Here is a 22327-nt window from a genome sequence, read left to right on the forward strand (position 1 = left end):
TTTACGGCTGCATTTTTGCTTCAATGCCTAGCGGCTATCGAGGCCTCACATTTGCAGCTTTAATCGCTGCGCTGCTTATTGCATTTGGACTGGGCTCATATTTAACTGGCCTGCCAAATCCACAAGAACGGTATCAGCCCTATCAGAATAGCTATGCCGATAAAAATCGGGCGTTGTCTACCGTCTCCAACATCGCCCCTGCCGTAGTGGAAAAAACCCCCTGCGATAATCCAAAAAGCGAAACTGAAAGCGATCTGTGCGCTCAATGGCGCGCTGCGAAGGCTGCTGAAAAATCGGCTAACTGGACGCTCTATGGCGTAGTTGCTAGTGCCATCGGTATCAGTCTTTTGCTTTGGCAGATCATGCTTACTCGCGAGGCCGTCAAAGATACAGGTGACGCTACTAAGGCGATGCAAGAGGCTAACAGCATTGCGCGCAGCGCTGCTTCCAAAGCAAGACAAGCCGAATTTGCTGGGAAGATCAAAAGCAGAATAGAAGACCAAGCGCGCACAGCGAGTGAACAACGTCAAATGAGGGCCTATGTCAGCGTTGAACCTGGGGGCGTCAATCAATCTTATGAAGGTTTTTCTAGATTGCCGTATAATATCAAAAACAGTGGTAGAACGCCCGCTTACGATCTCGCTTTGTGCGGAGATATAATCATTGTGCAAGGCGATCCCCGAAACTTTAATCCTTCGGAACAGGGGCGAATTGGTGAAGGTGATGCTGTTGCCTCTACCGATATAACGCTCGGTCCCAACGATAACCAATGGAGCTATGCCTATATGGACGATGGCTTGATTCAAGGTCATCGACAAAAAATTGCCCAACGGAAGGCCGCTGTCGTCCATTACGGTTTTCTTCAGTATCGAGACGCTTTCGATAACATCAGGCGAACTAACTTTGCGTTCTATCACTGGGGCGATGAACTGAGTGACAAAGAGTCCAAGCGTTGTCGCTTTGGCAATAATGCTACGTGAGTTTGTGAGCCATCTAATCACAGCGCCCGCCTATCGGCGCGGGGCTTCCTGTAACTCCTACATAATGCCGAGCTCCCGGGCTATTTCTTTTGACGTGTAATGTTGCGCGACGAGCCGCAGGCAAGCCTTTTGACCCTCCGTCAGTTCAAGAGGTAATTGCGCCTTGGTCGAAATCTTAGAATCGATGAAAATTTTCTTCAGCATTAAGTTGGCCATGGTCCTTGCCCCTTAACTAAGGTTCTAGACTAAGCTAACTGGCTAACGCAAGGGTATTGCTCAATAATTTGCCTTTGCTTGCTATCACAGGGTCACGTGGGCATAGGAAGTTTATGACCAAAAACCCATTTCACCGCAGCGCCCCTTCTGCATTGCGTGCGTTTCTGGCAAGCGAAGCGGCGGGCGGCATATTGTTGATGGCGTCCGCAGCGCTGGCCATGCTTCTTGCCAATTCCATCTTTGCACAAGATTACGCCCACTTCATCCATGCGGAAACCGGGCCGATATTGACACCCAAACTTGGCCCGATGACTGTCCATCTGTGGATTAACGACGGGTTCATGGCGGTTTTCTTTCTGCTTGTCGGTTTGGAGATTAAACGCGAATTTGTTGACGGACATCTGGCAACATGGGCCGATCGCCGGCTTCCAATGATAGCGGCGGCCGCAGGCATGATCGTTCCGGCGCTGATCTATCTTGCTGTCGCAGGCGGCGATGCTGCATTGCAACGCGGCTGGGCGATACCTGCTGCTACCGACATCGCATTTGCCATTGGCGTGCTTGCGCTGCTGGGAAGCCGCGCACCGGCTTCGTTAAAGCTGTTTCTGACTACGGTTGCGATTGTCGATGACATGGGCGCGGTTGCAATTATTGCTTTGTTTTACACAGCTGAACTGAACATCATGGCACTGGCTGCAGCAGGCGCGATCTGGCTGGTGATGATGGCGCTGAACCGTCTGCGTGTAAATGTCCTCTGGCCCTATCTGATACTTGCGGCACTGTTGTGGTATGCGACCTTGCTATCGGGCGTGCACGCGACAATCGCAGGCGTTATGGCCGCATTTGCCATTCCGTTCCACCGGACGCTCGCCGCGCCCGATGCAGAAGATTCGCCGCTCCACCGACTTGAGCATGCATTGTTAAAGCCAGTCGCCTTTTTCATCGTCCCCATCTTCGGCTTTGCGAATGCAGGCGTGTCTTTGGCAGGTACAAATCTGGCGGCATTAGCAGCGCCATTGCCCTTGGGCATTGCGGCTGGATTGTTCCTTGGCAAGCAGGTCGGCATTTTTGCGAGCGTCTGGGTCGCTGTCAAATTGGGTGTCGCTGTGCGTCCGGCAAATGCGAGCTGGATTCAGGTTTATGGCGTGGCATTATTGTGCGGCATTGGTTTTACGATGAGCCTGTTTATCGGCGGCCTTGCCTTCACGGGCCCTGAACAAGCAGATGCCGTGAAAATCGGTGTCCTTATGGGGTCGATCCTTTCGGCAATCTTGGGGTATATGGTTTTACGACTGGCAACCCCGCGCAATCAGCAATCCGGAGTCTCCCCATGAAAGTTCGTGCTTATATCTTGCCTTTGGCCTTGCTCGCATCGGGTTGCAGCACGATTGCCCCTGTGTCGGACGCATCACCGGTCGGGCAGACAATGTCGATTGCCAGCATATCCGATGCGTATATTCGGTTGACGTTGGAAGCAGGGACGCATGAGGCGGAATATGTCGATGCGTATTATGGCCCGCCTGCGTTACTCGCCGCCGCGAAGGCCAATCCCCGCGCGCTGCCCGCATTGATTACCGAGGCCCGTGCACTCACGCCCGCAATTGATGCTGCCCTGCCAGGCATAAAAGATACCCCGGACCGTCGTCGTGCGCTCGCCTTGCGCGGTATGCTGGCCGCGGCAGAGACAAGATTGCAGATGCTTCAGGGACGCAAATTTTCATTCGATGATGAAGCGAAAGGGCAGTTTGCGACTGTACCTGCCTTAAAGCCTTTGGCGCATTATGACGCAATGCTTGCGGGCCTTGAAAAGCTTGTTCCGGGCAACGGCGAGCTCGCGATGCGCGTGGATAGCTTTAACGAGCAATATGCCATTCCCAAAGACCGGCTGAAGCCGGTGTTTGATGCAGCTATTGCCGAATGCAAACGCCGCACGGCCCGGCATATCAACCTGCCTGCTGGCGAGACATTTGACATGGAATTTGTGACCGGCAAACCGTGGTCGGGATACAATTATTACAAGGGCAATTATAAAAGCCTGATTCAGATTAACACCGACCTTCCCATCCGTATCAGCCGTGCGGTGGACCTTGGATGTCACGAAGGATATCCTGGCCACCATGTGCTGAACCTGTTGGTCGAAGAGCGTTTGGCGCGCAAAAATGGCTGGAACGAATATGAGGTCAATCCTTTGTACAGCCCAACGAGCGTGCTGTCCGAAGGTAGCGCGAATTACGGCATTGACCTTGCGTTCCCGGCGAAAGAGCGTTTGGCCTATGAACGCGATGTTCTCTATCCGTTGGCCGGGCTCGACCCGAATGGTGCCGAGGCATTTTGGAAAATGCAGCAGATGACCGAAGCGTTGTCAGGCGCACGTTTGACAATCGCGAAAATGTATCTCGACGGTGAAATCACGCGACCGCAGGCACTGGAATTGACGCAGAAATATCTGTTGCTCTCGCCAGCGCGCGCTGAACAATCCATCGGCTTTACCGATCATTATCGCAGTTATGTGATCAATTATGGCTGGGGGAAGGACCTGGTTCGGGGCTATATCGAGCGCGGCAATCCGGACGAGACCGAACGCTGGCGCCGGATGGAGAAGATATTGAGCGAACCCACGCTGCCGTCGGACCTTTTGCCTTAAGCGAGATGGCTTCGGAACCAGTCGGCAAGCTCGTCCTCGGACAATTCTCCGGCGGCGAGGGCGATAAACGCGACGACCAACTCGGCATCAGTTGCTAGAAGGGTTCCGCCGTTAAGTACCAGAAAAGTTTCGCTGACTACCGCGGCCGTGCGTTTGTTTCCGTCAACAAATGGGTGATTGCGGGCAATGCCATATGCGTAGCTCGCCGCCAGTTCGCTTAAATCGGGATTGCTGTAGAGCGCAAGATTTTGGGGACGCGCCATGGCACTTTCCAGCAATCCAGCTTCGCGTATGCCTTCGCCGCCACCATGTTCCGCAATTTGTTCTGCGTGGGCGGCAATGGCAACGTCTAGCGTCACCCAGATCCATTGTCGTGACATGGACGAGACTTATTTGGCGAGTTCGCGAAGAGCACGCTTCCGCTTTGCCATCACATCACGGGCAACCTGCATCTGGGCATCGAAATCGGCATCATAGCGTTTCAGCTCAAGCCCGCTTTCGGTATCAAGCTTCGTCAAAACGTCACCCACCTTGGCTTGCAGCCGATCAAGGTCGCGCTTTGGCAAGATAATCGCGGCGCTGTTGCCGACCTTAATGATTTTGACAGTTTCGTTCATACGTACGTTATAACACAAAACCGCTATGTCTGCAAGTCTGCCAGATGGACGTTCACGGATTGCGAAATCATATTGGCAGTACCGAAAATAGTCATAAAGCTGATATCGGTTGCATCACGGCCGACGGCGATGCGGACCAGATGTTCTTCGGGCGCGAGGCGGGTGGGGTCAACAAGGTACCAGTGTCCCTCAAGATATACCTCAACCACCGCATGAAAGTCGGGTGGGTCGATGCCAAGGCCATAAGCCGACACCATGCGTGCAGGCACGTCAGCTGCCCGCGCAAAGGCGATCAGCAGATGGGCAAAGTCGCGGCACACACCGCGCCGCGAAATGAAAGTGTCTGTGGCAGTCGCTCCAATAGGTGAAAAACCGGGCGCATATGCGATATTCTGGTAAATCCACTCGGCCATCTGCAAAATCTGGTCGCCCTTGGTTGCGCCATCAAAGCGCGTGACGACAAAATTTTCGTGCCGGTCGGACGGGCAATAACGGCTTGGCATCAGATATTCGATATAGGCAGGCGGCAAATCCAGATGCGGTACGGTGTCGCGGCCTTGAATATCCGTCGCTGCGCGGTCGATGGCAATGGTTGCGGTATAGCTGATGTCGATGCGCCCTTGCGCATGCAACCATGTGCGCCTGCCCAAGCCATCCATCCCCTCAATTGTCTTGAGCGGTGAACAATCACCTTTGACCTTGAGCAAATCGGTAATCAGCCGCTGGTCGTCCATAGGAATGGCTTCGACCGCCAACAGGACATCGGCTGGATTTGGCAGATTATAATGCAGATTCGCTGAAATTTCGACTGTGGTCATGCGCGGTGCCATCGGATATTTCCGCGCATCGCGCAAGCACTCGCAAAGCCTGTATTGGGACGCTATGCGATTGGACGACCCAACATGGAATAGCCTTCGATATGCGTCTGTTTTTTGACCCTCGCCAACTTGCCCATGCACCGACGCAAGAGCTGCATAATGGAGCCTTTGTTCCTTATGCCGAGACGCCCGCACGCGCCGAGGCTTTTTGCGCACAATTGCACGCAATAGAATCGCCCACCGACCATCAGGACACGCCGATATTGAGGGTGCATGACGCAGGGTATATTGAATATCTCAAGACAGCACACGCCCGCTGGGTTGCAGCAGGCAGGCAGGGTGACGTCTTGGGCTATGTCTGGCCAGTGGTTGGTCGGCGGAATTTGAACCTCACCCGCATTGATGCACTTGCGGGGCGGTATAGCATGGACAGTTCAACACCTTTGACAGCTGACAGCTGGACTTCGGCCTATTGGAGTACGCAGTGCGCCTTATCGGCACTGGACGCAGTATTGGCTGGCGATAGCGTTGCGGTTGGTCTGTGTCGCCCCCCGGGGCATCACGCCGGTGCGGATTATCTCGGTGGTTACTGCTTCATCAATCAGGCCGCTGTCGCGGCACAGGCGGCGCGCGATGCAGGAATCGAGCGCGTTGCGATCCTTGATATCGACTATCACCACGGCAATGGCACTCAGGATATTTTCTGGGACCGCGGCGATGTGTTCTACGGGTCAGTGCACGCTGACCCGGCCACCGACTTTCCATTCTACTGGGGACATGCCGATGAGCGCGGCGAGGGCGAAGGGGAAGGGGCGACGTTGAATTTTCCGCTCCCGCAAGGCACGACGCTAACCGCTTTTCGCGCCGCGCAGGCAAAGGCGCTGGACGCGATCGCGCGCTTTGCGCCGGGTTTGCTGATCGTCAGTTTTGGCGCGGATACTTTTGCCGGTGACCCAATCGCAAATTTCGCGATTCAAACCCATGATTACGCGATATTGGCCAGCGACATCGCGGCTGTGGGGTTGCCAACGGTCATAGTTACCGAGGGCGGCTATGCCGTGGACGCGTTGGGCGACAATCTCGCGAGCTTTCTCAGCGGGTTTTGAACGTTTAAAGTATCTCGAACCGAACCGAGTTTTGATAAAAGGACGCGAGTGGCTGGCCTTGCGCATCCAACGCTGGCTCAAACCGCGCGCGCTTCATAACGGATTTGCATACTGCGTCGTCAAACGACTTAGCCCGCGTCGTAACCTGAATATGACAGGCGGTAGGTACGCCATCGGCCCCCACACTTAATCTGAAACTTACCAGGGCTGGCTGTCCGGCAAAGAGCATGTCGCGTGGATAGTCAAAAGATTTAATCCATTCCCCCGGCGATTGCAGCGGCCGTGCCCGGCGGCTTATGTTCTTGTGCTTTTCAACATCCACGCCCCATGTCGTCATCAAATTGTCGATGCATTTATCTAGCGCGCCCAAGGGCGCGCGCATCGGTCCCGTTTCAAGCATCACAGGTTTACGCAGCGGCTTGCCTAAACGCACAAATTTCACTGCGGTCATACGTTCGTCACTAATCGGCTGGAGCGGAACTGGCTCTTTTTGAGACTGATTTTTCTTTGCCAAAAGCTCCAGTGCGCTCAGCGGGGCAATGCGCTCGTTGCCCGCAAACACCAATGCAGGCTGCTTACCAAGATTGCCATTTAAAAAGGAAAGTTGCTGTTCTTGCTCCGTCGGCCCGAACTGTACCTGCGCCTCGCCTTTTTCGGCACTTATCTTGATTGGCTTACCAGCAATGGTCAGGCGAAAATATTCGCCCGGACCATAGCGGTCCATGAATAACAAGACCGCTTCTTCGCCCTCACCAAATTGACGCGCAAGTCGGCATTGATCATCGGCGTAATTTACCTGCCATTTGGAGGAAGGTTTCAATATCAGGGGCGCAGGCGGTGCAGCAGAAATGGAGGATGGCGATGCTACGGCGATGGCAGTGAGCCAAATCAGAAGTGCTTTTTTCATGTGAGGGATGCTAGACAAAATGATGCGCCATCCGCAAGCAAAAAGGGCGACCATTTCTGGCCGCCCTCGATATATTTTTAATTTATTACAATCGTTTACAGCTTGCTCACCAGCTCTGGGACCAGCGTAAACAGGTCACCGACCAATCCGATATCCGCCACCTGAAAGATCGGCGCGTCTTCGTCTTTGTTGATCGCGACGATGATCTTTGAGTCCTTCATACCCGCGAGATGCTGGATCGCGCCGGAAATACCGACCGCGATATACACCTCTGGCGCGACGATCTTGCCTGTCTGCCCGACTTGATAATCATTGGGCACAAAGCCTGCATCGACCGCAGCGCGGCTTGCGCCAACACCAGCGCCAAGCTTGTCAGCCAAAGGCAAGATGGTTGCCGCAAAGGTGTCGGCATCCTTCAGCGCGCGTCCGCCAGACACGATGATCTTGGCAGACGTGAGTTCAGGACGTTCCTGCTTGGCGATCTCGGCCGAGACGAATGTCGACGTACCTGAATCGCCGCCGCCAGTGACCGCTTCGATGGTAGCCGATCCGCCGCTGGCCTCTGCCTTGGCAAAGGCAGTGCCGCGAACGGTGATCACCTTCTTGGCGTCGGAGGATTGCACAGTGGCAATGGCGTTACCCGCGTAGATTGGCCGCGTGAACGTGTCTGCGCTTTCAACCGAAAGAATGTCCGATATCTGCATGACGTCGAGCAAAGCGGCGACGCGTGGCGCGATATTTTTGCCGTTCGAAGTGGCAGGTGCCAAAAATGCGTCATGCGTTGCCATCAACGATGCCACCAACGGCGCGACATTTTCGGCCAATTGTTGCGCATAAGCAGCGTCATCAGCGACATGGACCGTGCTCACGCCAGCGATCTTGGCTGCCTGTTCTGCGACAGCGCCGCAGCCTGATCCAGCGACCAGGATATGCACTTCGCCAATTTGCGATGCAGCGGTCACGACCGCCAACGTTGCATCCTTCAATGATGCATTGTCATGTTCGGCATAAACGAGGGTCTTCATGCGGCCACTCCCAGTTCCTTGAGCTTTGCAACCAACGCATCGACGTCGGCAACCTTGATACCGGCGCTACGCACTGGTGGTTCGACAACCTTTAGTGTTTTGAGGCGCGGGCTCACATCAACGCCATAATCGGCAGGGGTCTTTTGCGCGAGTGGCTTTGACTTTGCCTTCATGATGTTTGGCAAAGACGCATAACGTGGCTCGTTCAAACGCAGGTCCGTCGTGATGATGGCTGGCATTTTGAGCGACAATGTCTGCAAACCGCCATCGACTTCGCGGGCCACGTGCACCTCGTCGCCAGACACGTTTACCGTGTTGGCAAAGGTGCCTTGCGGACGGCCAGTCAACGCAGCGAGCATCTGGCCTGTCTGGTTGCTGTCATCGTCAATGGCTTGCTTGCCCAAAATAACGAGACCAGGCTGTTCTTCGTCCATGATCTTCGCAAGGATCTTGGCAACCGCGAGCGGCTCGACATCTTCTGCAACGACGAGAATCGCGCGATCCGCGCCCATCGCGAGCGCTGTGCGAAGTGTTTCTTGGGCCTTATCTGGTCCGATCGACACCGCGATAACCTCAGTTGCCACGCCTTTTTCGCGCAGACGCAGTGCTTCTTCGACCGCGATTTCGTCAAACGGGTTCATGCTCATTTTGACGTTAGCCAGGTCCACACCCGAACCATCGGCCTTAACCCGCGGTTTTACGTTATAATCGATGACCCGCTTAACGGGGACGATGATCTTCATGTGCTCATCCTTCCATACCGACTCAATGTGACAGGTGGATGCCCGTCCAATCTCATGTGCCTATGCTTGACGTTTACGTGAACGTCAAGCACATCTGTTATGAAATCCGACGTAATTGTTTGAACGACGCCGGTCCCTAATTTGTGATTTCTATCCGACGTTCAATCCGGTCCAACCGCTCGCGAACGGCGTCAAGTTGCACTTGTAAATGCGCCGAGACTTCAGCATCTTGAGCTTGATCGCGTCGAAGGCCGATTACCGCCGAGTGCGTTTCATTCTGCCGGGTGGTCAATTCGCTGATTTTGTTTTCGATACGCTCAAGCGTAGCTTGAAAACGCTTGAGATGTTCGAGCATCAGATTTTCGACCGTTTCCGACATGACACTATCTTACGCCGCCTTGCGCACCTCTGCTACAATTTTCTCTGCGGCATCGCCAAGGTCGTTTGCTGACACGATGGGAAGGCCGCTGTTGGCGAGGATATCCTTGCCCTGCTGCACATTGGTGCCTTCAAGACGCACCACGAGCGGGACAGAGAGATTCACTTCCTTTGCAGCCGCGACAATACCATCGGCGATGATATCGCATTTCATGATGCCACCGAAAATGTTGACCAAGATACCCTTTACGGCTGGATCCTTGAGGATGATCTTGAATGCTGCGGTCACCTTTTCCTTCGATGCGCCGCCGCCGACGTCGAGGAAGTTAGCGGGAAACTCGCCATTCAGCTTGATGATATCCATCGTCGCCATGGCAAGGCCAGCGCCATTGACCATGCAGCCGATGTTGCCGTCGAGTTTGATGTAGGCAAGGTCATATTCCGACGCTTCAACCTCGGCAGGGTCTTCTTCGGTCAGATCGCGCAGTTCGGCGAGGTCCTTGTGCCGGAACATGGCATTGCCATCGAAGCTGACCTTGGCATCAAGCACCAAAAGCTCGTCGCCATTCTTGCCTTCGCACACCGCGAGTGGGTTGATTTCGATTTGCTCGGCGTCAGTGCCGATGAACGCGTTGTACAGGCCCGTAAGGACTGTCTGCGCCTGCTTGGCAAGGTCGCCAGTCAAGCCAAGCGTTTTTGCGACGCTGCGGCCGTGATGTGGCTGAAGTCCAGTCGCCGGGTCGATGACGATCGTGTGGATTTTTTCAGGGCTGTCATGCGCGACATCTTCGATGTTCATGCCGCCTTCGGTCGATGCGACAACTGCGATACGGCTTGTTGCACGGTCAACGAGCAAGGCCAGGTAGAATTCCTGTTTAATATCTGCGCCGTCAGTGATGTAAAGGCGATTGACCTGCTTGCCTTCTGGCCCAGTCTGGATTGTCACCAATGTATTGCCGAGCATTTCCTTTGCATGGGCCTCAACCTCGTCCAGATTGAACGCCAACCGCACGCCGCCCTTTGCATCGGGGCCAAGCTCCTTGAACTTGCCTTTGCCGCGACCGCCTGCATGAATTTGCGATTTTACCACATATAAAGGGCCGGGCAATTGCTTGGCAGCGGCAATGGCTTCTTCGACGCTTAACGCTGCGATGCCGGCAGGCACGGCCACGCCGAATTTTGCGAGCAGTTCTTTGGCCTGATATTCATGGATATTCATGGGAAATTACGTCCTCGGGAATGGAGTGTTTCGCCGGTCGCTTAAGCACAGACGGGCGGTGAAGGGAAGGGCTGCGCCGATGTTTTTTGGTTCACGCAGAGGCGCGGAGAGCGCAGAGATGATAATTTTCTTCTCTGCAGCCTCCGCGCCTCTGCGAGCAAAAATTTAGCGCAATATATTGAGCGCAACCAATTCGGTTCGAAGCGACGCCGCATCGGTAAAATAATGCGCGGCAAAGCCATTATTGCGGGCACTCACGACATTGTCGTGATTGTCATCGATAAAAATGGCTTCACCCGACTGCAACCCAAAGCGCTCGAGCGCGAGGGCGTAAATTGCAGGGTCGGGTTTCATGAGCTTTTCAACGCCCGACACAAGGATATCGTCGAAATGGTCGAAAATGGGTTGGGCTGGCCGGAAACGTTCCCAAAATTGCGCCCCGAAGTTCGTGATGACAAATAACGGGATGTTGGCGTGCGCCAGTTCACCCACAATTTCATGCGTGCCGGCAACAGGACCAGGGATCGTCTCGGTGATTCGGGCCGCATACGCGCGAATGAGGTCAGCATATTGCGGAAATTCAGTGATACGCTCCGCAACCATATCCTCAAGCGACCGTCCAGCGTCATGCTGATAATGCCATTCAGGCGTGACAATATGCGTTACGAAATATTCGAGTTCGTCTGTGTCGTCGATCAGCTTTGCGAACAAATAGCGCAGGTCCCATTCGAACAGGACTTTTCCGACATCAAACACAACGGTTGTAATCTTGGTCATGCAATCATCCTGAAAGGCAAGAAGACGCAAAAAAACCGCCCGCGAACTTCTTCGGAGCGGCGTTTTGCCTGAACCAACTACCTGCGTAACGCAGGTAGGGCCAAATTAACCCTGACGCGCTTTGAAACGTGGCTGGGTCTTGTTGATGACATAGGTCCGGCCACGACGACGAATCACGCGGTTGTCGCGATGGCGGCCCTTGAGCGACTTCAGAGAATTAACGACTTTCATCGGATTTACCCGTCTAATAAATGCATGAAGCTTTGAATTGAAGGCGCGCTCCTATGGGGCAGGCACCGTAAAGTCAAGCGTGATTGGCCGTGTTTGCGGATTCAGCCCACATACATCGCTTGATATGGCATAAGACAGGTTTAAGGATGTCCAAATGAAAACTGCCCGGCTTTTACCGCTTCTTGCGCTTTCCCTTCTCACCGCTTGCGTTGTGCCAACTGGCCCTGTTGAGGTCACGCGCTTTAACCGAGTCGCGGATAACGTGCCTTATGGAACCGGCAGCTTTATGGTGACACTTGTAGGCGAATCGGTATCCGACCGATCGCTGGCTGGGTCGCCATATCTAGCTGCAGTAGCACGCGAGATGCAGCGGGTCGGATATCGCAATGATGGCGGCCAGTCGGATGTTATTGCCGAGGTGCGTTTCGGTGCGACAACGATTCGCCCCGAGCGCCGCTCGCCAGTTTCTGTGGGTGTTGGCGGTTCTACGGGCGGTTATGGCTCAGGCTTGGGGGTCGGCCTTGGCATCAATTTGGGCGGCGGTTCGGCGACTCAGGTGCAAACGACGCTTGGCGTGCGCATTCTGCGGCGCAGCGACCAGTTGGTCATTTGGGAAGGGACGGCGGTTCAAGCTGCCAAGGCAGGTTCTCCTGCGGCGCAACCGGGGATTGCGGCTTCTAAATTGGCCGAAGCATTGTTTAAGGACTTCCCCGGCGTGTCTGGTGAGACTATTCGCATACCTTAGAATTAATTGCGGTACCTGCCCACTCCCCCACAAGGCCACCCCATTCAGGTTACGCTTGTTGGGTGGCCGGGTGGCCGGGTGGGGGAGTGGGCAGGTACCGCCTTGCGAGCGAGAGCGAACCCAATATGCCGATTACTGACATCAACGCCGCTTTCGACAGTGGCAATATCATCGTCCACGCCATGGATGGCAATATGGCGACGCTTACCATCCGCAAGGACAAGGATTCGGAATTTGCGCAATGGTTCCATTTTCGCGTTGCTTGCACCGCTGGCGAAGAACTGGAATTGCGAATCACCGGACTCGAAAGCAGCGCCTATCCTGGTGGCTGGCCTGATTATCGCGCATGCGTTTCGGAAGACCGCGATTTCTGGAGCCGCGCCGACACGGGTTATGACAAGGCCGAAGCTGGCGGCACTCTGACCATCCGTTACACGCCTGCAAGCGACATCGCGTGGTTTGCCTATTTCGCACCTTATAGCATGGAACGGCACCATGACCTTGTCGCCGAGACTGCATCGCTTGAAGGCGTGACCTATCGTTGCCTTGGCCACAGCCTAGAGGGGCAGCCGATCGATTGCCTCGAAATGGGCAGTGGCGAAACGCAGGTCTGGCTATACGCGCGCCAGCATCCCGGCGAGACGCAGGCCGAATATTGGATGGAAGGTGCCCTCGATATGCTCACGGACCTCAGCGACCCGCATACACGCGTGCTGTTGGAAAAATGCCGTTTGCATATCGTGCCAAACTGTAATCCCGACGGAAGCTGCCGCGGGCATTTGCGGACCAATTATCTTGGCGTGAACCTGAACCGCGAATGGGCCGAACCGTCGGCCGAACGCAGCCCAGAAGTGCTTGGCATCCGAAATGCTATGGATGATAAAGGTGTGCATTGGGCGATGGATATCCATGGCGATGAAGCCATTCCAGCGGCGTTCATGGCTGGATTTGAGGGCATCCCGTCTTGGACCGATGATCAGGGCGACCGCTATAACGCCTTCATCAACCGCCTTGCCGCGCGCACGCCGGATTTCCAGACTGCATTAGGCTATTCAAAAGCCGAGCCTGGGAAAGCCAATCTGTCGATGTCCACCAATCAGCTGGCCGAACGCTTTGGCCCATCGCACCAGTGCGTGTCGATGACGCTTGAAATGCCGTATAAAGACACTGTCCATGGCAATGATCCAGAACAGGGCTGGTCCCCCGAACGGTGCCGGTTACTGGCGCGCGAATGTTTGGCAACGCTTGCGGAGATGGTTTGAACAGCAGTTATGCGCATCATCGAAGACGACCTGACCGGCGTGGAAATACGCGCGCTTCTCGAATCGCATTTTGCCGGAATGCTTGCAAATTCTCCGCCGGAAAGCTGCCATTTCCTCGATTTTGACGGGCTGAACGCCCCCGATGTCACTTTCTGGTCGATATGGGACGGCGAAAAGCTTGCGGGCTGTGGTGCGCTTAAAGAGCTTTCGAACGATCATGGCGAAATCAAGTCTATGCGCACACATGGCGACCATCTGCGCAAGGGTGTGGGCGCAGCAATGTTGATTCACATCATTTCGCAGGGTCGTCGTCGACGTTACCATAGGCTCAGCCTTGAGACAGGGTCGTCCGAGGGCTTTTTGCCAGCGCGCACGCTATATGAAGCGCATGGATTTAAATATTGCGCGCCATTTGGTAATTATGTCGAGGATCCCTTCAGCCGTTTCATGACCTTGGCGATCTAGACAGATTGCGCTAGGGCGCGCCCGAATAGAACAGGAACTTTTCATGCCAAAACTTATCCTCATCCGCCATGGCCAATCGCAATGGAACCTTGAAAACCGCTTTACCGGCTGGTGGGATGTAGACGTTACCGAAAAGGGCGCGTCGGAGGCTTGGGCAGCGGGAGAACTCATGAAGGCAAAGGGCATCACGCCCGACACCGCCTTTACCAGCGTCCAGACGCGCGCGATCAAAACGCTCAACCTCGCGCTTGAGGCCATGGGGCGTTTGTGGGTGCCGGTGACCAAGAACTGGCAATTGAACGAGCGGCACTATGGCGGGCTGACGGGACTCGACAAGGCGGAAACAGCCGCAAAGCATGGCGATGATCAGGTCAGGATCTGGCGCCGCAGTTTCGACATTCCGCCGCCGCCGCTTGATGCTGGATCGCCTTATGATCTGGCCTCTGATCCGCGCTATGCAGGCATTTCTATTCCCGCGTCGGAAAGCTTGAAAGACACTATCGACCGCGTACTCCCGTATTGGACGAGCGCCATCGTGCCCGAGCTAAAGGCCGCCAAGACTGTCCTGATTTCTGCACATGGCAACAGTTTGCGTGCTCTGGTCAAGCACTTGTCCGGCATCTCCGACGCCGACATAAGCGGCCTCGAAATCCCGACTGGTCAGCCCATCGTGTATGAACTGGATGATAATTTGAACGGCGACTATTATTATCTGTCCGAGCGTTGACCGCGGGGGCAACTGTCCGCGCTAGCGATCTTGATCCATGCCCTTTGCCTGTTTTGCAGCGTACATCGAGCGATCAGCACGCAATAATAGTTCCACGGGTTTGACGCCCGCCTCGAGCGGGGTGAAGCCGACGGAGACATTCGGTATCAAGCAATGGCCCTGATAGGGAATTTCAAGTTTGGCCACAGCTTCTGTGATGTTTGCGGCTTTTCCGGCGATGATGCTTGCAGGAATGCTGTCCAACAATATGGCGAACTCGTCCCCACCGACACGTGCGACGACGTCTGACCGTCTTACGGACGCCAAGAGGGCCTTGGCAACGGCAGTCAGCATAATGTCACCCGCCAGATGACCATGGCCGTCGTTGACGCTTTTCAAATTATCGACATCGATAAACAATAGCCCATATTCACCACCATAACGATGCGTACGCCAACACCATCGGCTCAATTCATCCATGAAATGTCGTCTGTTGAATAAGGGCGTTAGCGTGTCGCACACCACAAGCCTTTCCAACTTTGCCAGTCGGGCCTTAAGCGCTCTATTCTCGCGTTCCAAGGCCGATTGCGGGGGCGTCTTTCCGACACGTGGCATTTTTACGGCATTGTTTTTCAAGATCGACTGTCCGAAAGATTCTAACATGCCGAATACCCTATTAGTTTATGATTTCAAACCAGATTTCTGCTTAAAAGCAAGAGTTTACAGTTAATTTCCCGGTGAGGGTGTTTGGTCCAAAGACGTCGTTGTTGGATTGCGCGTCGGTTGTCACAACGCTAAGGCCCATGACATCACATGTGTCGGGGGAGTGACCAATGACCGAAGCAGCGCCGCTTATTGGCATCATCATGGGTAGCCGCTCTGATTGGGAAACGATGCGCGAGGCATCGGCGACATTGGCCGAGCTCCAGATCCCGCACGAGTGCAAGGTAGTTTCCGCGCACCGTACGCCAGAACGCTTGTATGACTACGCAAAGAGCGCGGTGGATCGAGGCCTGAAATGCATCATTGCGGGTGCTGGCGGTGCGGCACATTTACCTGGCATGGCGGCGTCGATGACGCGGTTGCCGGTGCTGGGCGTACCTGTGCAGTCGAAGGCGCTTGATGGCATGGACAGCCTGTTGTCGATCGTCCAGATGCCCGCAGGAATCCCTGTCGGCACACTGGCCATTGGCAAGGCTGGTGCGACCAATGCGGCTTTGCTTGCCGCAGCGATGCTCGCCAATGAAGACGCTGGCCTCGCCGCGCGTCTGGAAGCATGGCGCGCAGCACAAACCGCTTCGGTCGCCGAAACGCCTGAGTGAAGGTTCCCCCAATGAGTGTATTGTCCCCCGGTTCGACAATTGGAATATTGGGCGGCGGCCAGCTTGGCCGCATGCTCGCCGTCGCTGCGGCGCAACTGGGATATCGATGCCATATTTACGCGCCCCCCGGGGACAATGTCGCGTGCGATGTGGCTGCGCAATTTACTGTTGCTGATTATGATGATCTGGCGGCGCTGAAGATATTCGCGCAAGCATGCGATGTGGTGACTTTTGAATTTGAAAATGTTTCAGTGACGCCGCTCAAATCCATAACTGACTTTGTTCCGGTCTATCCGCCACTCAAGGCGCTTGAGGTTGCGCAGGATCGGGCCGCTGAAAAGGATTTTGTCCGCAGCCTCGGTGGGAAAACTGCGGCATTTGCAGTGGCACAAGACGAGAGCGCGTTACCGGCGGCGATTGAGTCCGTTGGTATACCGTGCATCCTGAAGACAATCCGCATGGGATATGACGGCAAAGGCCAGTCGCGCATCATGGCGCAGGAAGATATTGCGGGAGCTTGGACACGGACGGGGGCGCAGCCGTTAATTGCCGAAGCGTTGGTGCCGTTTGACGCCGAATTCTCCGTGATATTGGTGCGCAGCCAGGATGGTGACATTCGGTTCTGGGACAGCTCACGCAACCTACATATTGACGGCATATTATCGACATCAAATTTGCCAGCCGGAATATTGGTCGAAAGCCAGCAGCCAGCTGCACGCGATATGGCCGCTTCGGTAGCAGCCGCCCTTGATTATGTCGGCGTGTTTACCGCTGAATTTTTTGCGAGCGCCCAAGGCCCCTTATTCAATGAAATCGCGCCGCGCGTGCACAATAGCGGGCATTGGACCATCGAAGGCGCAACCACGAGCCAGTTCGAAAACCACATCCGCGCGATCTGCGGACTGCCACTTGGCAGTACGGAAACGGTTGCTGAACGGGTCGAAATGGAAAATCTGATCGGGCATGATGCTGACCGTTTTATGCAGATACTGGCAGACCCTGCGGCGCATCTTCATCTCTATGGCAAGGCCGAAGCGCGCGCCGGGCGTAAAATAGGCCACGTCACCCGCTTGTATCGGTCGTAAAAAGTCGGCAAGAACCCCAAATGAATCACCCCGAAATCGTTCTTGTCCTCGCCCGCGCCGCCAATGGAACTATCGGGAGGGATGGGGGAATGCCCTGGCATATCCCGGCTGACCTGAGACATTTTAAACAGGTCACCAAGGGGCGGCCAATGATTATGGGCCGCAAGACATTTGACAGTCTACCTGGCTTGCTGGAAGGCCGCCGTCATATCGTGCTGACGCGCAACTCCGGTTGGGAAGAAGACGGCGCCGAGGTCGCGTATTCGGTCGAAGGCGCGCTGAAGCTTGCCAATGGCCCGCATGTTTGCGTCATTGGCGGAGCCGAGATTTACAATCTGTTTCTGCCGCTCGCCGACCGCATTGAACTCACTGAAATTGCAGCCAGTCCCGAAGGAGATGCGGCCGTTCCTGCTTGGGACATGTCCAAGTGGGAGGAAATTGCCCGTGAGTCACATGCTGCGGCCGGTGATGCGCCGGCGTTCAACTTTGTAACGCTGGTACGTAAGCCGGCTTAGTCGCGCTTCTAGGGGGGAATATGCGCAAGAAATACTGGATTCCGCTGACGTTGATTGGCGCTGCGCTTGTCGGCTTTTTCGGTTTTGCCCCCGGCTATGTCGAAGGGTCAATGAACCAGATTGACGGCAAGCCGCTCATTCAAGTCAGTGACCAGGCAATGGCGTTGCATCGCACGTTGAACATTGTCGATCTGCACAGTGACACGTTGATGTGGAATCGCGATCTCAATGACGCGGCGACGCGCGGCCATATGGACTTGCCGCGCCTGCAAGAGGGTAATGTCGCGTTGCAGTTGTTTTCGTCCGTAACGAAGACGCCGAAAGGACAAAATTATGACGGAAACAGCGACGAGACCGACAACATAACATTGTTGACCGTTGCCCAGTTGCAGCCAGTGAAGACATGGGGCTCACTTGTCGAACGCTCGCTTTACCATGCTGCTAAGCGCAACGACGCGGTGGCTCGGTCAAATGGCGCGGTTAAGGCTGTAAACACCGCAATACAGGTCGACGGCTTGCTTGCCGCGCGGCAGAAAGACCAAAAAGTCGTTGGCACGATGCTGACCATTGAGGGATTGCACAACCTCGAAGGCAAAGCGGCCAACCTCGACCGGCTTTATGATGCCGGGTTCCGGATGGCTGGGCTGACCCATTTCTTCGACAATGAAGTGGCCGGATCGATGCATGGCCTTAAAAAAGGCGGACTTACACCCTTTGGCCGCGACATCGTGCGCCGGATGGAAGCCAAGGGCATGATTATCGACATTGCGCATCTTAGCCATGCAGGCGTAGCCGAACTGCTTGGGCTGGCAACGCGGCCAGTCGTTTCGAGCCATGGCGGCGTGCAGGCAACATGCAAGGTCAACCGCAACCTAACCGATGACGAAATACGCGGCGTTGCCAAAACCGGCGGCATTGTCGGCATCGGCTATTGGGAGGGTGCAATCTGCGAAACATCCCCTCGCGCGGCTGCCAAGGCGATGAAGCATGTCCGCGATCTGGTTGGCATCGGCCATGTAGCGTTGGGGTCTGATTATGACGGCGCGACCACGGTTCGTTTCGACACCTCGCAACTGGTTCAAGTCACGCAGGCGTTAATGGATGAAGGTTTTACGGAGCAAGAAATCCGCGCAGCCATGGGCGAAAACGCGCTTCGCATCATTCGCGCTGGTTTGGTGCCGAGGGTTGAATCGCAATGATCTGTCTGATAAACCGCAGTCCTGAGCAGTCGGCGCATCGCGCTGGCGAAAGTCGAAGGACGCCCATCGGTCAAGCATTGCGTTCTGCGGAGAAATGCCCTTCGACGAACGCAATCGCGGTGCGATTGCTCCTCAGGGCTGCGGTTTTGTATCGATGAATATCCCCCGCCTTTCTGCCAAAGACCGGATGCCCGACGAATTGCGTAGCGGCGTGGTCGCGCTTGGCAATTTTGATGGCTTTCATCTCGGGCATCAGGCGGTTGCAGGCGAAGCGATTGCACAGGCAAGGGCAGCCGGCCGTCCCGCTATAATCGCCACTTTTGACCCACACCCTGTCCGTTTCTTTGCGCCGCAAACGCCTTGGTTTCGGCTGACAACGCTTGACCAGCGCCAGCGCCTTTTCGAAAACGCCGGAGCCGACGCGATGCTGGTGTTCGATTTCGACGCCGAACTGGCTGCGACCAGCGCCAAAGATTTCATCACCCTTTTGCTGATTGAACGACTGGGTGTTGCAACAGTCGTGACCGGTGAGGACTTTACATTTGGAAAGGCGCGCGGCGGGAATATTGATGTGCTGCGTGAATTTGGCAGCGCCAACGGGCTATCCTCCATTGCCATGGGCCCGGTAGTCGATGCCAGCGGCGTTATTTCGTCAAGCCGAATTCGTAATGCGTTAAAGGATGGAGACTGCGCCATAGCGACCGCCTTGCTCAGCCGGCCGTTCGCCGTCGAAGGGGTTGTCCAACATGGCGATAAAAACGGCCGGCTGTTGGGTTATCCTACCGCCAACATCGACATGGGCCATTATCTGCGCCCACGATATGGCATTTATGCGGTGAAAGGGCGGTTGCCGGATGGCCGCGTGCTCAATGGTGCCGCGAACCTTGGCATTCGTCCGACATTCGATCCGCCCAAGGAACTACTTGAGCCACATTTTTTCGACTTTTCCGAAGACCTTTACGGGCAAAATATCGAGGTCGAATTTCACGGCTTCATTCGCGGCGAGGCCAAGTTTGACAGCCTTGATGCGCTGACCGCGCAGATGGCGAAGGATTGTGAACAGGCCCGGGATATGTTGAGCAGTTCATGACATTCACGCGCAAGCAGACGGCGGTCATTCTGACCCTGGCGGCCGTGATCTTTGGTTTTACCCTGTTTCAGGCAAGCTGGCTGGCAGACAATCCAAGCGGCAAACCGAAATTGGTGGCCGATCATGCGGCAGAGCCTGTCCGGGATAGCGCAGGCTGCGTTGCCAGCGCGAACAGCGGTTTTGGCGGTAACACCGTCGGGTCTGATGTTGCGGCACTGCAGGTGGCGGCTGGCAGCGGAGCCAGCGCCATTCGGGTAACGACGATTGTGACTGACAGTGGCCTGCGTGCTGCACCACAGTTTGAAAGCAGTTGTGCGGCGGATAAAGCGCGGCCGCTTGCGACGGTTGCGGAGGTGCGATCGGGCCTGACGAGACCTGAAATCTTTTGGCAGGTGGGAGGCAAAGCCGCCGCAAAGCAACTGGTCGCCAGCCTGCCGAAGCCGGCCATCGATGTGGCCGACCAAAACATCATTATCGGGGACGACGCTACTGCCAGCTACATTAACGGGCTTCGGCCAAGTCATTCGGTCTTTTCCATCGCGACGGCCAGCAAATGCGCATCCGATTATCGCCTCTCCGGTCTGTGGGGCAGCGTTCCTGCGTCGTGTAGAAATGGCACCATGCTGCTGACGATAGACGATCTGGGCTTTACCTTATGGGGCTGGCCGAACCGTTTCCTTGCGCGGATGAAAGACGCAAATGTGCGCCTTGTCATCGCCGAAGATGTAGTGGACGGGCAGATCAAGGGCCTGACTGACGTCAACCAATATGGCGATATTGCGAACAGCTTTAATGGCTATATCTGGGTGGATAATATCGAGGAACTCGGACCAGCGCTGCGGCGGTAGGATTTGGTGCACCCAGAGGCGCAGAGGGCGCGGAGGTTTGAAGTTCTCCCGTCACCCTGAACTTGTTTCAGGGTCCATTTTTCAACCGCTCCCAACGGTCTTTGCTGCGTTATGGATGCTGAAACAAGTTCAGCATGACAGTTTTAAACAATCCATTATTCGCGGCTACACTGCGTGAATCGATTTCACTTTGGCATCGCATAAACAAGTTCAGGGTGACGAAACCTTATTTCTTGCGCTAAGGGCGCTGGTGATATGACCGAACCTGCTGAAACACCGAAACAAGACTGGCGCGACACCGTCTTTCTGCCCAAAACCGATTTTCCGATGAAGGCTGGCCTGCCGCAGAAGGAACCGGGGATTCTGGCGCGCTGGCAGGAACAGGCTTTCTATGCCGAATTGCGCAACCGTCGTCGCGGGCGCGAGAAGTTCATTCTGCACGACGGCCCGCCTTACGCCAATGGCGACATGCATATCGGCCATGCTCTGAATCATATCCTGAAGGACATGGTCGTCCGCACGCAGACTTTGCTTGGCAAGGACGCGCCTTATGTGCCCGGTTGGGATTGCCATGGCCTGCCCATCGAGTGGAAGGTCGAGGAGCAATATCGCAAGAAAAAGCTCAACAAGGACGAAGTCCCAGCGCAAGAATTCCGCGCCGAATGCCGCGCTTATGCGCAAAATTGGGTCGATATCCAGCGTGAGCAGTTGAAGCGGCTAGGCATCAACGGCGATTGGGACAATCCATATTTGACAATGGATTTCCAGGCCGAGGCGACAATTGTTTCGGAGCTTCTGAAATTTGCCGAAAGCGGCCAGCTCTATCGCGGCGCCAAGCCAGTGATGTGGTCGCCGGTTGAAAAGACTGCATTGGCCGAGGCCGAGATCGAATATGAGGACATCGTGTCGACGCAGATCGATGTGGCGTTCGAGATAGTTGAAAGCCCGATTGCGGAACTGGTCGGCGCGCATGCGGTGATTTGGACGACGACGCCGTGGACGATCCCGGTCAATCAGGCATTGGCTTATGGGCCGGAGATTGAATACATCCTCTTCGAACAGCAAGGTGGCCCATTTGACGGCAAACGCTTTTTGGTGTCGGCCAAGCTCGAGCCAGACTTCTTTGCCCGCACTGGAGTCGGAATTTTTGGACACTTCCTTGAAGATGGGTCCGACACCAGCAACAAGACAACAGGTCTAATTGCTACTTTTGTTGGCTCCGACCTCGCCGGAACCATCGCCCGCCACCCGATGCATCACCTTGGCGGGTTCTTCGCCAAACCGAGGCCGTTCCTTCCCGGCAATTTCGTCACCACCGACCAGGGCACGGGCCTTGTCCACATGGCGCCCGACCATGGTGAGGACGATTTCGAGCTGTGCCGCGAGCATGGCATCGGCCCTCAATTCGCGGTCGAGGGGGACGGCAAAT

The 22327-nt window shown here is 55.4% G+C and carries 27 protein-coding genes; 15 read left to right on the plus strand and 12 right to left on the minus strand.

The annotated features are described in order from the left end of the window. Positions 1–980: hypothetical protein (locus ACLL9E_RS03930; protein ID WP_411290437.1), on the plus strand; the 980-nt coding region annotated here is incomplete at its 5' end. Positions 981–1037: 57 nt separating this feature from the next. Here the strand turns inward: ACLL9E_RS03930 and ACLL9E_RS03935 are convergent. Next, a complete protein-coding gene (locus tag ACLL9E_RS03935; RefSeq protein WP_411290438.1) occupies positions 1038–1196 on the minus strand; it encodes a helix-turn-helix transcriptional regulator in 159 nt (52 codons plus the stop codon). A 113-nt stretch (positions 1197–1309) separates the two neighbouring features. Between ACLL9E_RS03935 and nhaA the strand changes: the two genes are divergently transcribed. Both nhaA and ACLL9E_RS03945 read left to right on the plus strand, forming a co-directional pair. Continuing rightward, positions 1310–2530 carry a Na+/H+ antiporter NhaA gene (gene nhaA / locus ACLL9E_RS03940; protein WP_411290439.1) on the plus strand — a complete coding sequence of 407 codons (1221 nt, stop codon included), beginning with the start codon at positions 1310–1312 and terminating at the stop codon, positions 2528–2530. Beyond that, a complete protein-coding gene (locus ACLL9E_RS03945; protein ID WP_411290440.1) occupies positions 2527–3840 on the plus strand; it encodes a hypothetical protein in 1314 nt (437 codons plus the stop codon). Before nhaA ends, ACLL9E_RS03945 begins: the two co-directional genes overlap by 4 nt. On the opposite strand, the gene ACLL9E_RS03950 is transcribed toward ACLL9E_RS03945, so the two are convergent. Genes ACLL9E_RS03950 through ACLL9E_RS03960 form a run of 3 tightly spaced genes read right to left on the minus strand, consistent with a single transcriptional unit; the run spans position 3837 to position 5287 of the window. Then, positions 3837–4220, minus strand: coding sequence for a type II toxin-antitoxin system death-on-curing family toxin (locus tag ACLL9E_RS03950; protein WP_411290441.1), 384 nt, complete (start codon positions 4218–4220; stop codon positions 3837–3839). The two genes, ACLL9E_RS03945 and ACLL9E_RS03950, sit on opposite strands and share 4 nt — an antisense overlap. 9 nt (positions 4221–4229) lie before the next feature. Next, the gene (locus ACLL9E_RS03955) at positions 4230–4457 is read right to left on the minus strand and encodes an AbrB/MazE/SpoVT family DNA-binding domain-containing protein (RefSeq protein ID WP_411290442.1); all 228 of its coding nucleotides are present in this window, start codon (positions 4455–4457) and stop codon (positions 4230–4232) included. 23 nt (positions 4458–4480) lie between these two features. Next, positions 4481–5287: a transglutaminase-like domain-containing protein gene (locus ACLL9E_RS03960; protein WP_411290443.1), complete on the minus strand. Its 807-nt coding sequence runs from the start codon at positions 5285–5287 to the stop codon at positions 4481–4483. 89 nt (positions 5288–5376) lie between these two features. On the opposite strand from ACLL9E_RS03960, the gene ACLL9E_RS03965 reads away from it, so the two are divergent. After that, positions 5377–6381, plus strand: coding sequence for a histone deacetylase family protein (locus tag ACLL9E_RS03965; RefSeq protein WP_411290444.1), 1005 nt, complete (start codon positions 5377–5379; stop codon positions 6379–6381). 4 nt (positions 6382–6385) lie between these two features. On the opposite strand, the gene ACLL9E_RS03970 is transcribed toward ACLL9E_RS03965, so the two are convergent. The 7 genes from ACLL9E_RS03970 to ykgO form a co-directional block, all read right to left on the minus strand. Continuing rightward, positions 6386–7288: an energy transducer TonB gene (locus ACLL9E_RS03970; RefSeq protein ID WP_411290445.1), complete on the minus strand. Its 903-nt coding sequence runs from the start codon at positions 7286–7288 to the stop codon at positions 6386–6388. 95 nt (positions 7289–7383) lie between these two features. Next, the gene (locus tag ACLL9E_RS03975) at positions 7384–8313 is read right to left on the minus strand and encodes an electron transfer flavoprotein subunit alpha/FixB family protein (protein ID WP_411290446.1); all 930 of its coding nucleotides are present in this window, start codon (positions 8311–8313) and stop codon (positions 7384–7386) included. Further along, positions 8310–9056 (minus strand): electron transfer flavoprotein subunit beta/FixA family protein, encoded by a 747-nt coding sequence (locus tag ACLL9E_RS03980; protein ID WP_411290447.1) that lies wholly within the window; start codon positions 9054–9056, stop codon positions 8310–8312. Before ACLL9E_RS03980 ends, ACLL9E_RS03975 begins: the two co-directional genes overlap by 4 nt. A 136-nt stretch (positions 9057–9192) precedes the next feature. Then, a complete protein-coding gene (locus tag ACLL9E_RS03985) occupies positions 9193–9435 on the minus strand; it encodes a hypothetical protein (RefSeq protein ID WP_411290448.1) in 243 nt (80 codons plus the stop codon). Between the two features lie 9 nt (positions 9436–9444). Beyond that, positions 9445–10653: an ADP-forming succinate--CoA ligase subunit beta gene (gene sucC, locus ACLL9E_RS03990; RefSeq protein WP_411290449.1), complete on the minus strand. Its 1209-nt coding sequence runs from the start codon at positions 10651–10653 to the stop codon at positions 9445–9447. 165 nt (positions 10654–10818) lie between these two features. Continuing rightward, on the minus strand, positions 10819–11430 hold the full coding sequence (locus ACLL9E_RS03995; protein WP_411290450.1) for an HAD family hydrolase: 612 nt from the start codon (positions 11428–11430) through the stop codon (positions 10819–10821). A 105-nt stretch (positions 11431–11535) separates the two neighbouring features. Beyond that, a complete protein-coding gene (ykgO, locus tag ACLL9E_RS04000; protein ID WP_125229386.1) occupies positions 11536–11661 on the minus strand; it encodes a type B 50S ribosomal protein L36 in 126 nt (41 codons plus the stop codon). Positions 11662–11815: 154 nt separating this feature from the next. On the opposite strand from ykgO, the gene ACLL9E_RS04005 reads away from it, so the two are divergent. The 4 genes from ACLL9E_RS04005 (at position 11816) to gpmA (ending at position 14860) form a co-directional block, all read left to right on the plus strand. Further along, positions 11816–12406: a DUF4136 domain-containing protein gene (locus ACLL9E_RS04005; protein WP_411290451.1), complete on the plus strand. Its 591-nt coding sequence runs from the start codon at positions 11816–11818 to the stop codon at positions 12404–12406. Between the two features lie 125 nt (positions 12407–12531). Continuing rightward, positions 12532–13668: a M14-type cytosolic carboxypeptidase gene (locus ACLL9E_RS04010; protein ID WP_411290452.1), complete on the plus strand. Its 1137-nt coding sequence runs from the start codon at positions 12532–12534 to the stop codon at positions 13666–13668. Positions 13669–13677: 9 nt separating this feature from the next. Then, on the plus strand, positions 13678–14133 hold the full coding sequence (locus tag ACLL9E_RS04015) for a GNAT family N-acetyltransferase (RefSeq protein ID WP_411290453.1): 456 nt from the start codon (positions 13678–13680) through the stop codon (positions 14131–14133). Between the two features lie 43 nt (positions 14134–14176). Next, positions 14177–14860, plus strand: coding sequence for a 2,3-diphosphoglycerate-dependent phosphoglycerate mutase (gpmA, locus tag ACLL9E_RS04020; RefSeq protein ID WP_411290454.1), 684 nt, complete (start codon positions 14177–14179; stop codon positions 14858–14860). 21 nt (positions 14861–14881) lie between these two features. Here the strand turns inward: gpmA and ACLL9E_RS04025 are convergent, their stop codons facing one another. Next, complete coding sequence (locus ACLL9E_RS04025) at positions 14882–15502, minus strand: GGDEF domain-containing protein (protein WP_411290455.1); 621 nt, start codon at positions 15500–15502, stop codon at positions 14882–14884. 170 nt (positions 15503–15672) lie between these two features. On the opposite strand from ACLL9E_RS04025, the gene purE reads away from it, so the two are divergent. From purE to ACLL9E_RS04060, 7 genes are all read left to right on the plus strand, one after another. Continuing rightward, positions 15673–16161: a 5-(carboxyamino)imidazole ribonucleotide mutase gene (gene purE / locus ACLL9E_RS04030; RefSeq protein WP_411290456.1), complete on the plus strand. Its 489-nt coding sequence runs from the start codon at positions 15673–15675 to the stop codon at positions 16159–16161. 11 nt (positions 16162–16172) lie between these two features. After that, positions 16173–17246 (plus strand): 5-(carboxyamino)imidazole ribonucleotide synthase, encoded by a 1074-nt coding sequence (locus ACLL9E_RS04035; protein ID WP_411290457.1) that lies wholly within the window; start codon positions 16173–16175, stop codon positions 17244–17246. A gap of 20 nt (positions 17247–17266) precedes the next feature. Further along, positions 17267–17761, plus strand: a complete 495-nt coding sequence (locus ACLL9E_RS04040) for a dihydrofolate reductase (RefSeq protein WP_411290458.1) — start codon at positions 17267–17269, stop codon at positions 17759–17761. Positions 17762–17781: 20 nt separating this feature from the next. Then, the gene (locus tag ACLL9E_RS04045; RefSeq protein WP_411290459.1) at positions 17782–18960 is read left to right on the plus strand and encodes a dipeptidase; all 1179 of its coding nucleotides are present in this window, start codon (positions 17782–17784) and stop codon (positions 18958–18960) included. A 154-nt stretch (positions 18961–19114) separates the two neighbouring features. Further along, positions 19115–20050, plus strand: a complete 936-nt coding sequence (locus ACLL9E_RS04050; protein WP_411290462.1) for a bifunctional riboflavin kinase/FAD synthetase — start codon at positions 19115–19117, stop codon at positions 20048–20050. Beyond that, the gene (locus tag ACLL9E_RS04055) at positions 20047–20898 is read left to right on the plus strand and encodes a hypothetical protein (protein WP_411290460.1); all 852 of its coding nucleotides are present in this window, start codon (positions 20047–20049) and stop codon (positions 20896–20898) included. The genes ACLL9E_RS04050 and ACLL9E_RS04055 overlap by 4 nt, the downstream gene beginning before the upstream one ends. 255 nt (positions 20899–21153) lie before the next feature. After that, the coding region (locus tag ACLL9E_RS04060; RefSeq protein WP_411290461.1) for a class I tRNA ligase family protein at positions 21154–22327 on the plus strand (1174 nt) is incomplete at its 3' end.

The organism is Sphingorhabdus sp. (assembly GCF_046596595.1).
GTDB lineage: Bacteria > Pseudomonadota > Alphaproteobacteria > Sphingomonadales > Sphingomonadaceae > Sphingorhabdus_B.

What these genes read in the sequence shown, in the direction of transcription:
- purE (WP_411290456.1), top strand. Translation starts at nt 15,673, where the DNA reads ATGACCGAAGCAGCGCCGCTTATTGGCATCATCATGGGTAGCCGCTCT.
- ACLL9E_RS03955 (WP_411290442.1), bottom strand. Translation starts at nt 4,457, where the DNA reads ATGAACGAAACTGTCAAAATCATTAAGGTCGGCAACAGCGCCGCGATT.
- ACLL9E_RS03980 (WP_411290447.1), bottom strand. Translation starts at nt 9,056, where the DNA reads ATGAAGATCATCGTCCCCGTTAAGCGGGTCATCGATTATAACGTAAAA.
- ACLL9E_RS03985 (WP_411290448.1), bottom strand. Translation starts at nt 9,435, where the DNA reads ATGTCGGAAACGGTCGAAAATCTGATGCTCGAACATCTCAAGCGTTTT.
- ACLL9E_RS04055 (WP_411290460.1), top strand. Translation starts at nt 20,047, where the DNA reads ATGACATTCACGCGCAAGCAGACGGCGGTCATTCTGACCCTGGCGGCC.
- ACLL9E_RS04015 (WP_411290453.1), top strand. Translation starts at nt 13,678, where the DNA reads ATGCGCATCATCGAAGACGACCTGACCGGCGTGGAAATACGCGCGCTT.
- gpmA (WP_411290454.1), top strand. Translation starts at nt 14,177, where the DNA reads ATGCCAAAACTTATCCTCATCCGCCATGGCCAATCGCAATGGAACCTT.
- ykgO (WP_125229386.1), bottom strand. Translation starts at nt 11,661, where the DNA reads ATGAAAGTCGTTAATTCTCTGAAGTCGCTCAAGGGCCGCCATCGCGAC.
- ACLL9E_RS03970 (WP_411290445.1), bottom strand. Translation starts at nt 7,288, where the DNA reads ATGAAAAAAGCACTTCTGATTTGGCTCACTGCCATCGCCGTAGCATCG.
- ACLL9E_RS04005 (WP_411290451.1), top strand. Translation starts at nt 11,816, where the DNA reads ATGAAAACTGCCCGGCTTTTACCGCTTCTTGCGCTTTCCCTTCTCACC.
- ACLL9E_RS04010 (WP_411290452.1), top strand. Translation starts at nt 12,532, where the DNA reads ATGCCGATTACTGACATCAACGCCGCTTTCGACAGTGGCAATATCATC.
- nhaA (WP_411290439.1), top strand. Translation starts at nt 1,310, where the DNA reads ATGACCAAAAACCCATTTCACCGCAGCGCCCCTTCTGCATTGCGTGCG.
- ACLL9E_RS03950 (WP_411290441.1), bottom strand. Translation starts at nt 4,220, where the DNA reads ATGTCACGACAATGGATCTGGGTGACGCTAGACGTTGCCATTGCCGCC.
- ACLL9E_RS04025 (WP_411290455.1), bottom strand. Translation starts at nt 15,502, where the DNA reads ATGTTAGAATCTTTCGGACAGTCGATCTTGAAAAACAATGCCGTAAAA.
- ACLL9E_RS03935 (WP_411290438.1), bottom strand. Translation starts at nt 1,196, where the DNA reads ATGGCCAACTTAATGCTGAAGAAAATTTTCATCGATTCTAAGATTTCG.
- ACLL9E_RS03975 (WP_411290446.1), bottom strand. Translation starts at nt 8,313, where the DNA reads ATGAAGACCCTCGTTTATGCCGAACATGACAATGCATCATTGAAGGAT.
- ACLL9E_RS04050 (WP_411290462.1), top strand. Translation starts at nt 19,115, where the DNA reads ATGAATATCCCCCGCCTTTCTGCCAAAGACCGGATGCCCGACGAATTG.
- ACLL9E_RS04035 (WP_411290457.1), top strand. Translation starts at nt 16,173, where the DNA reads ATGAGTGTATTGTCCCCCGGTTCGACAATTGGAATATTGGGCGGCGGC.
- sucC (WP_411290449.1), bottom strand. Translation starts at nt 10,653, where the DNA reads ATGAATATCCATGAATATCAGGCCAAAGAACTGCTCGCAAAATTCGGC.
- ACLL9E_RS03965 (WP_411290444.1), top strand. Translation starts at nt 5,377, where the DNA reads ATGCGTCTGTTTTTTGACCCTCGCCAACTTGCCCATGCACCGACGCAA.
- ACLL9E_RS03960 (WP_411290443.1), bottom strand. Translation starts at nt 5,287, where the DNA reads ATGGCACCGCGCATGACCACAGTCGAAATTTCAGCGAATCTGCATTAT.
- ACLL9E_RS03945 (WP_411290440.1), top strand. Translation starts at nt 2,527, where the DNA reads ATGAAAGTTCGTGCTTATATCTTGCCTTTGGCCTTGCTCGCATCGGGT.
- ACLL9E_RS04045 (WP_411290459.1), top strand. Translation starts at nt 17,782, where the DNA reads ATGCGCAAGAAATACTGGATTCCGCTGACGTTGATTGGCGCTGCGCTT.
- ACLL9E_RS03995 (WP_411290450.1), bottom strand. Translation starts at nt 11,430, where the DNA reads ATGACCAAGATTACAACCGTTGTGTTTGATGTCGGAAAAGTCCTGTTC.
- ACLL9E_RS04040 (WP_411290458.1), top strand. Translation starts at nt 17,267, where the DNA reads ATGAATCACCCCGAAATCGTTCTTGTCCTCGCCCGCGCCGCCAATGGA.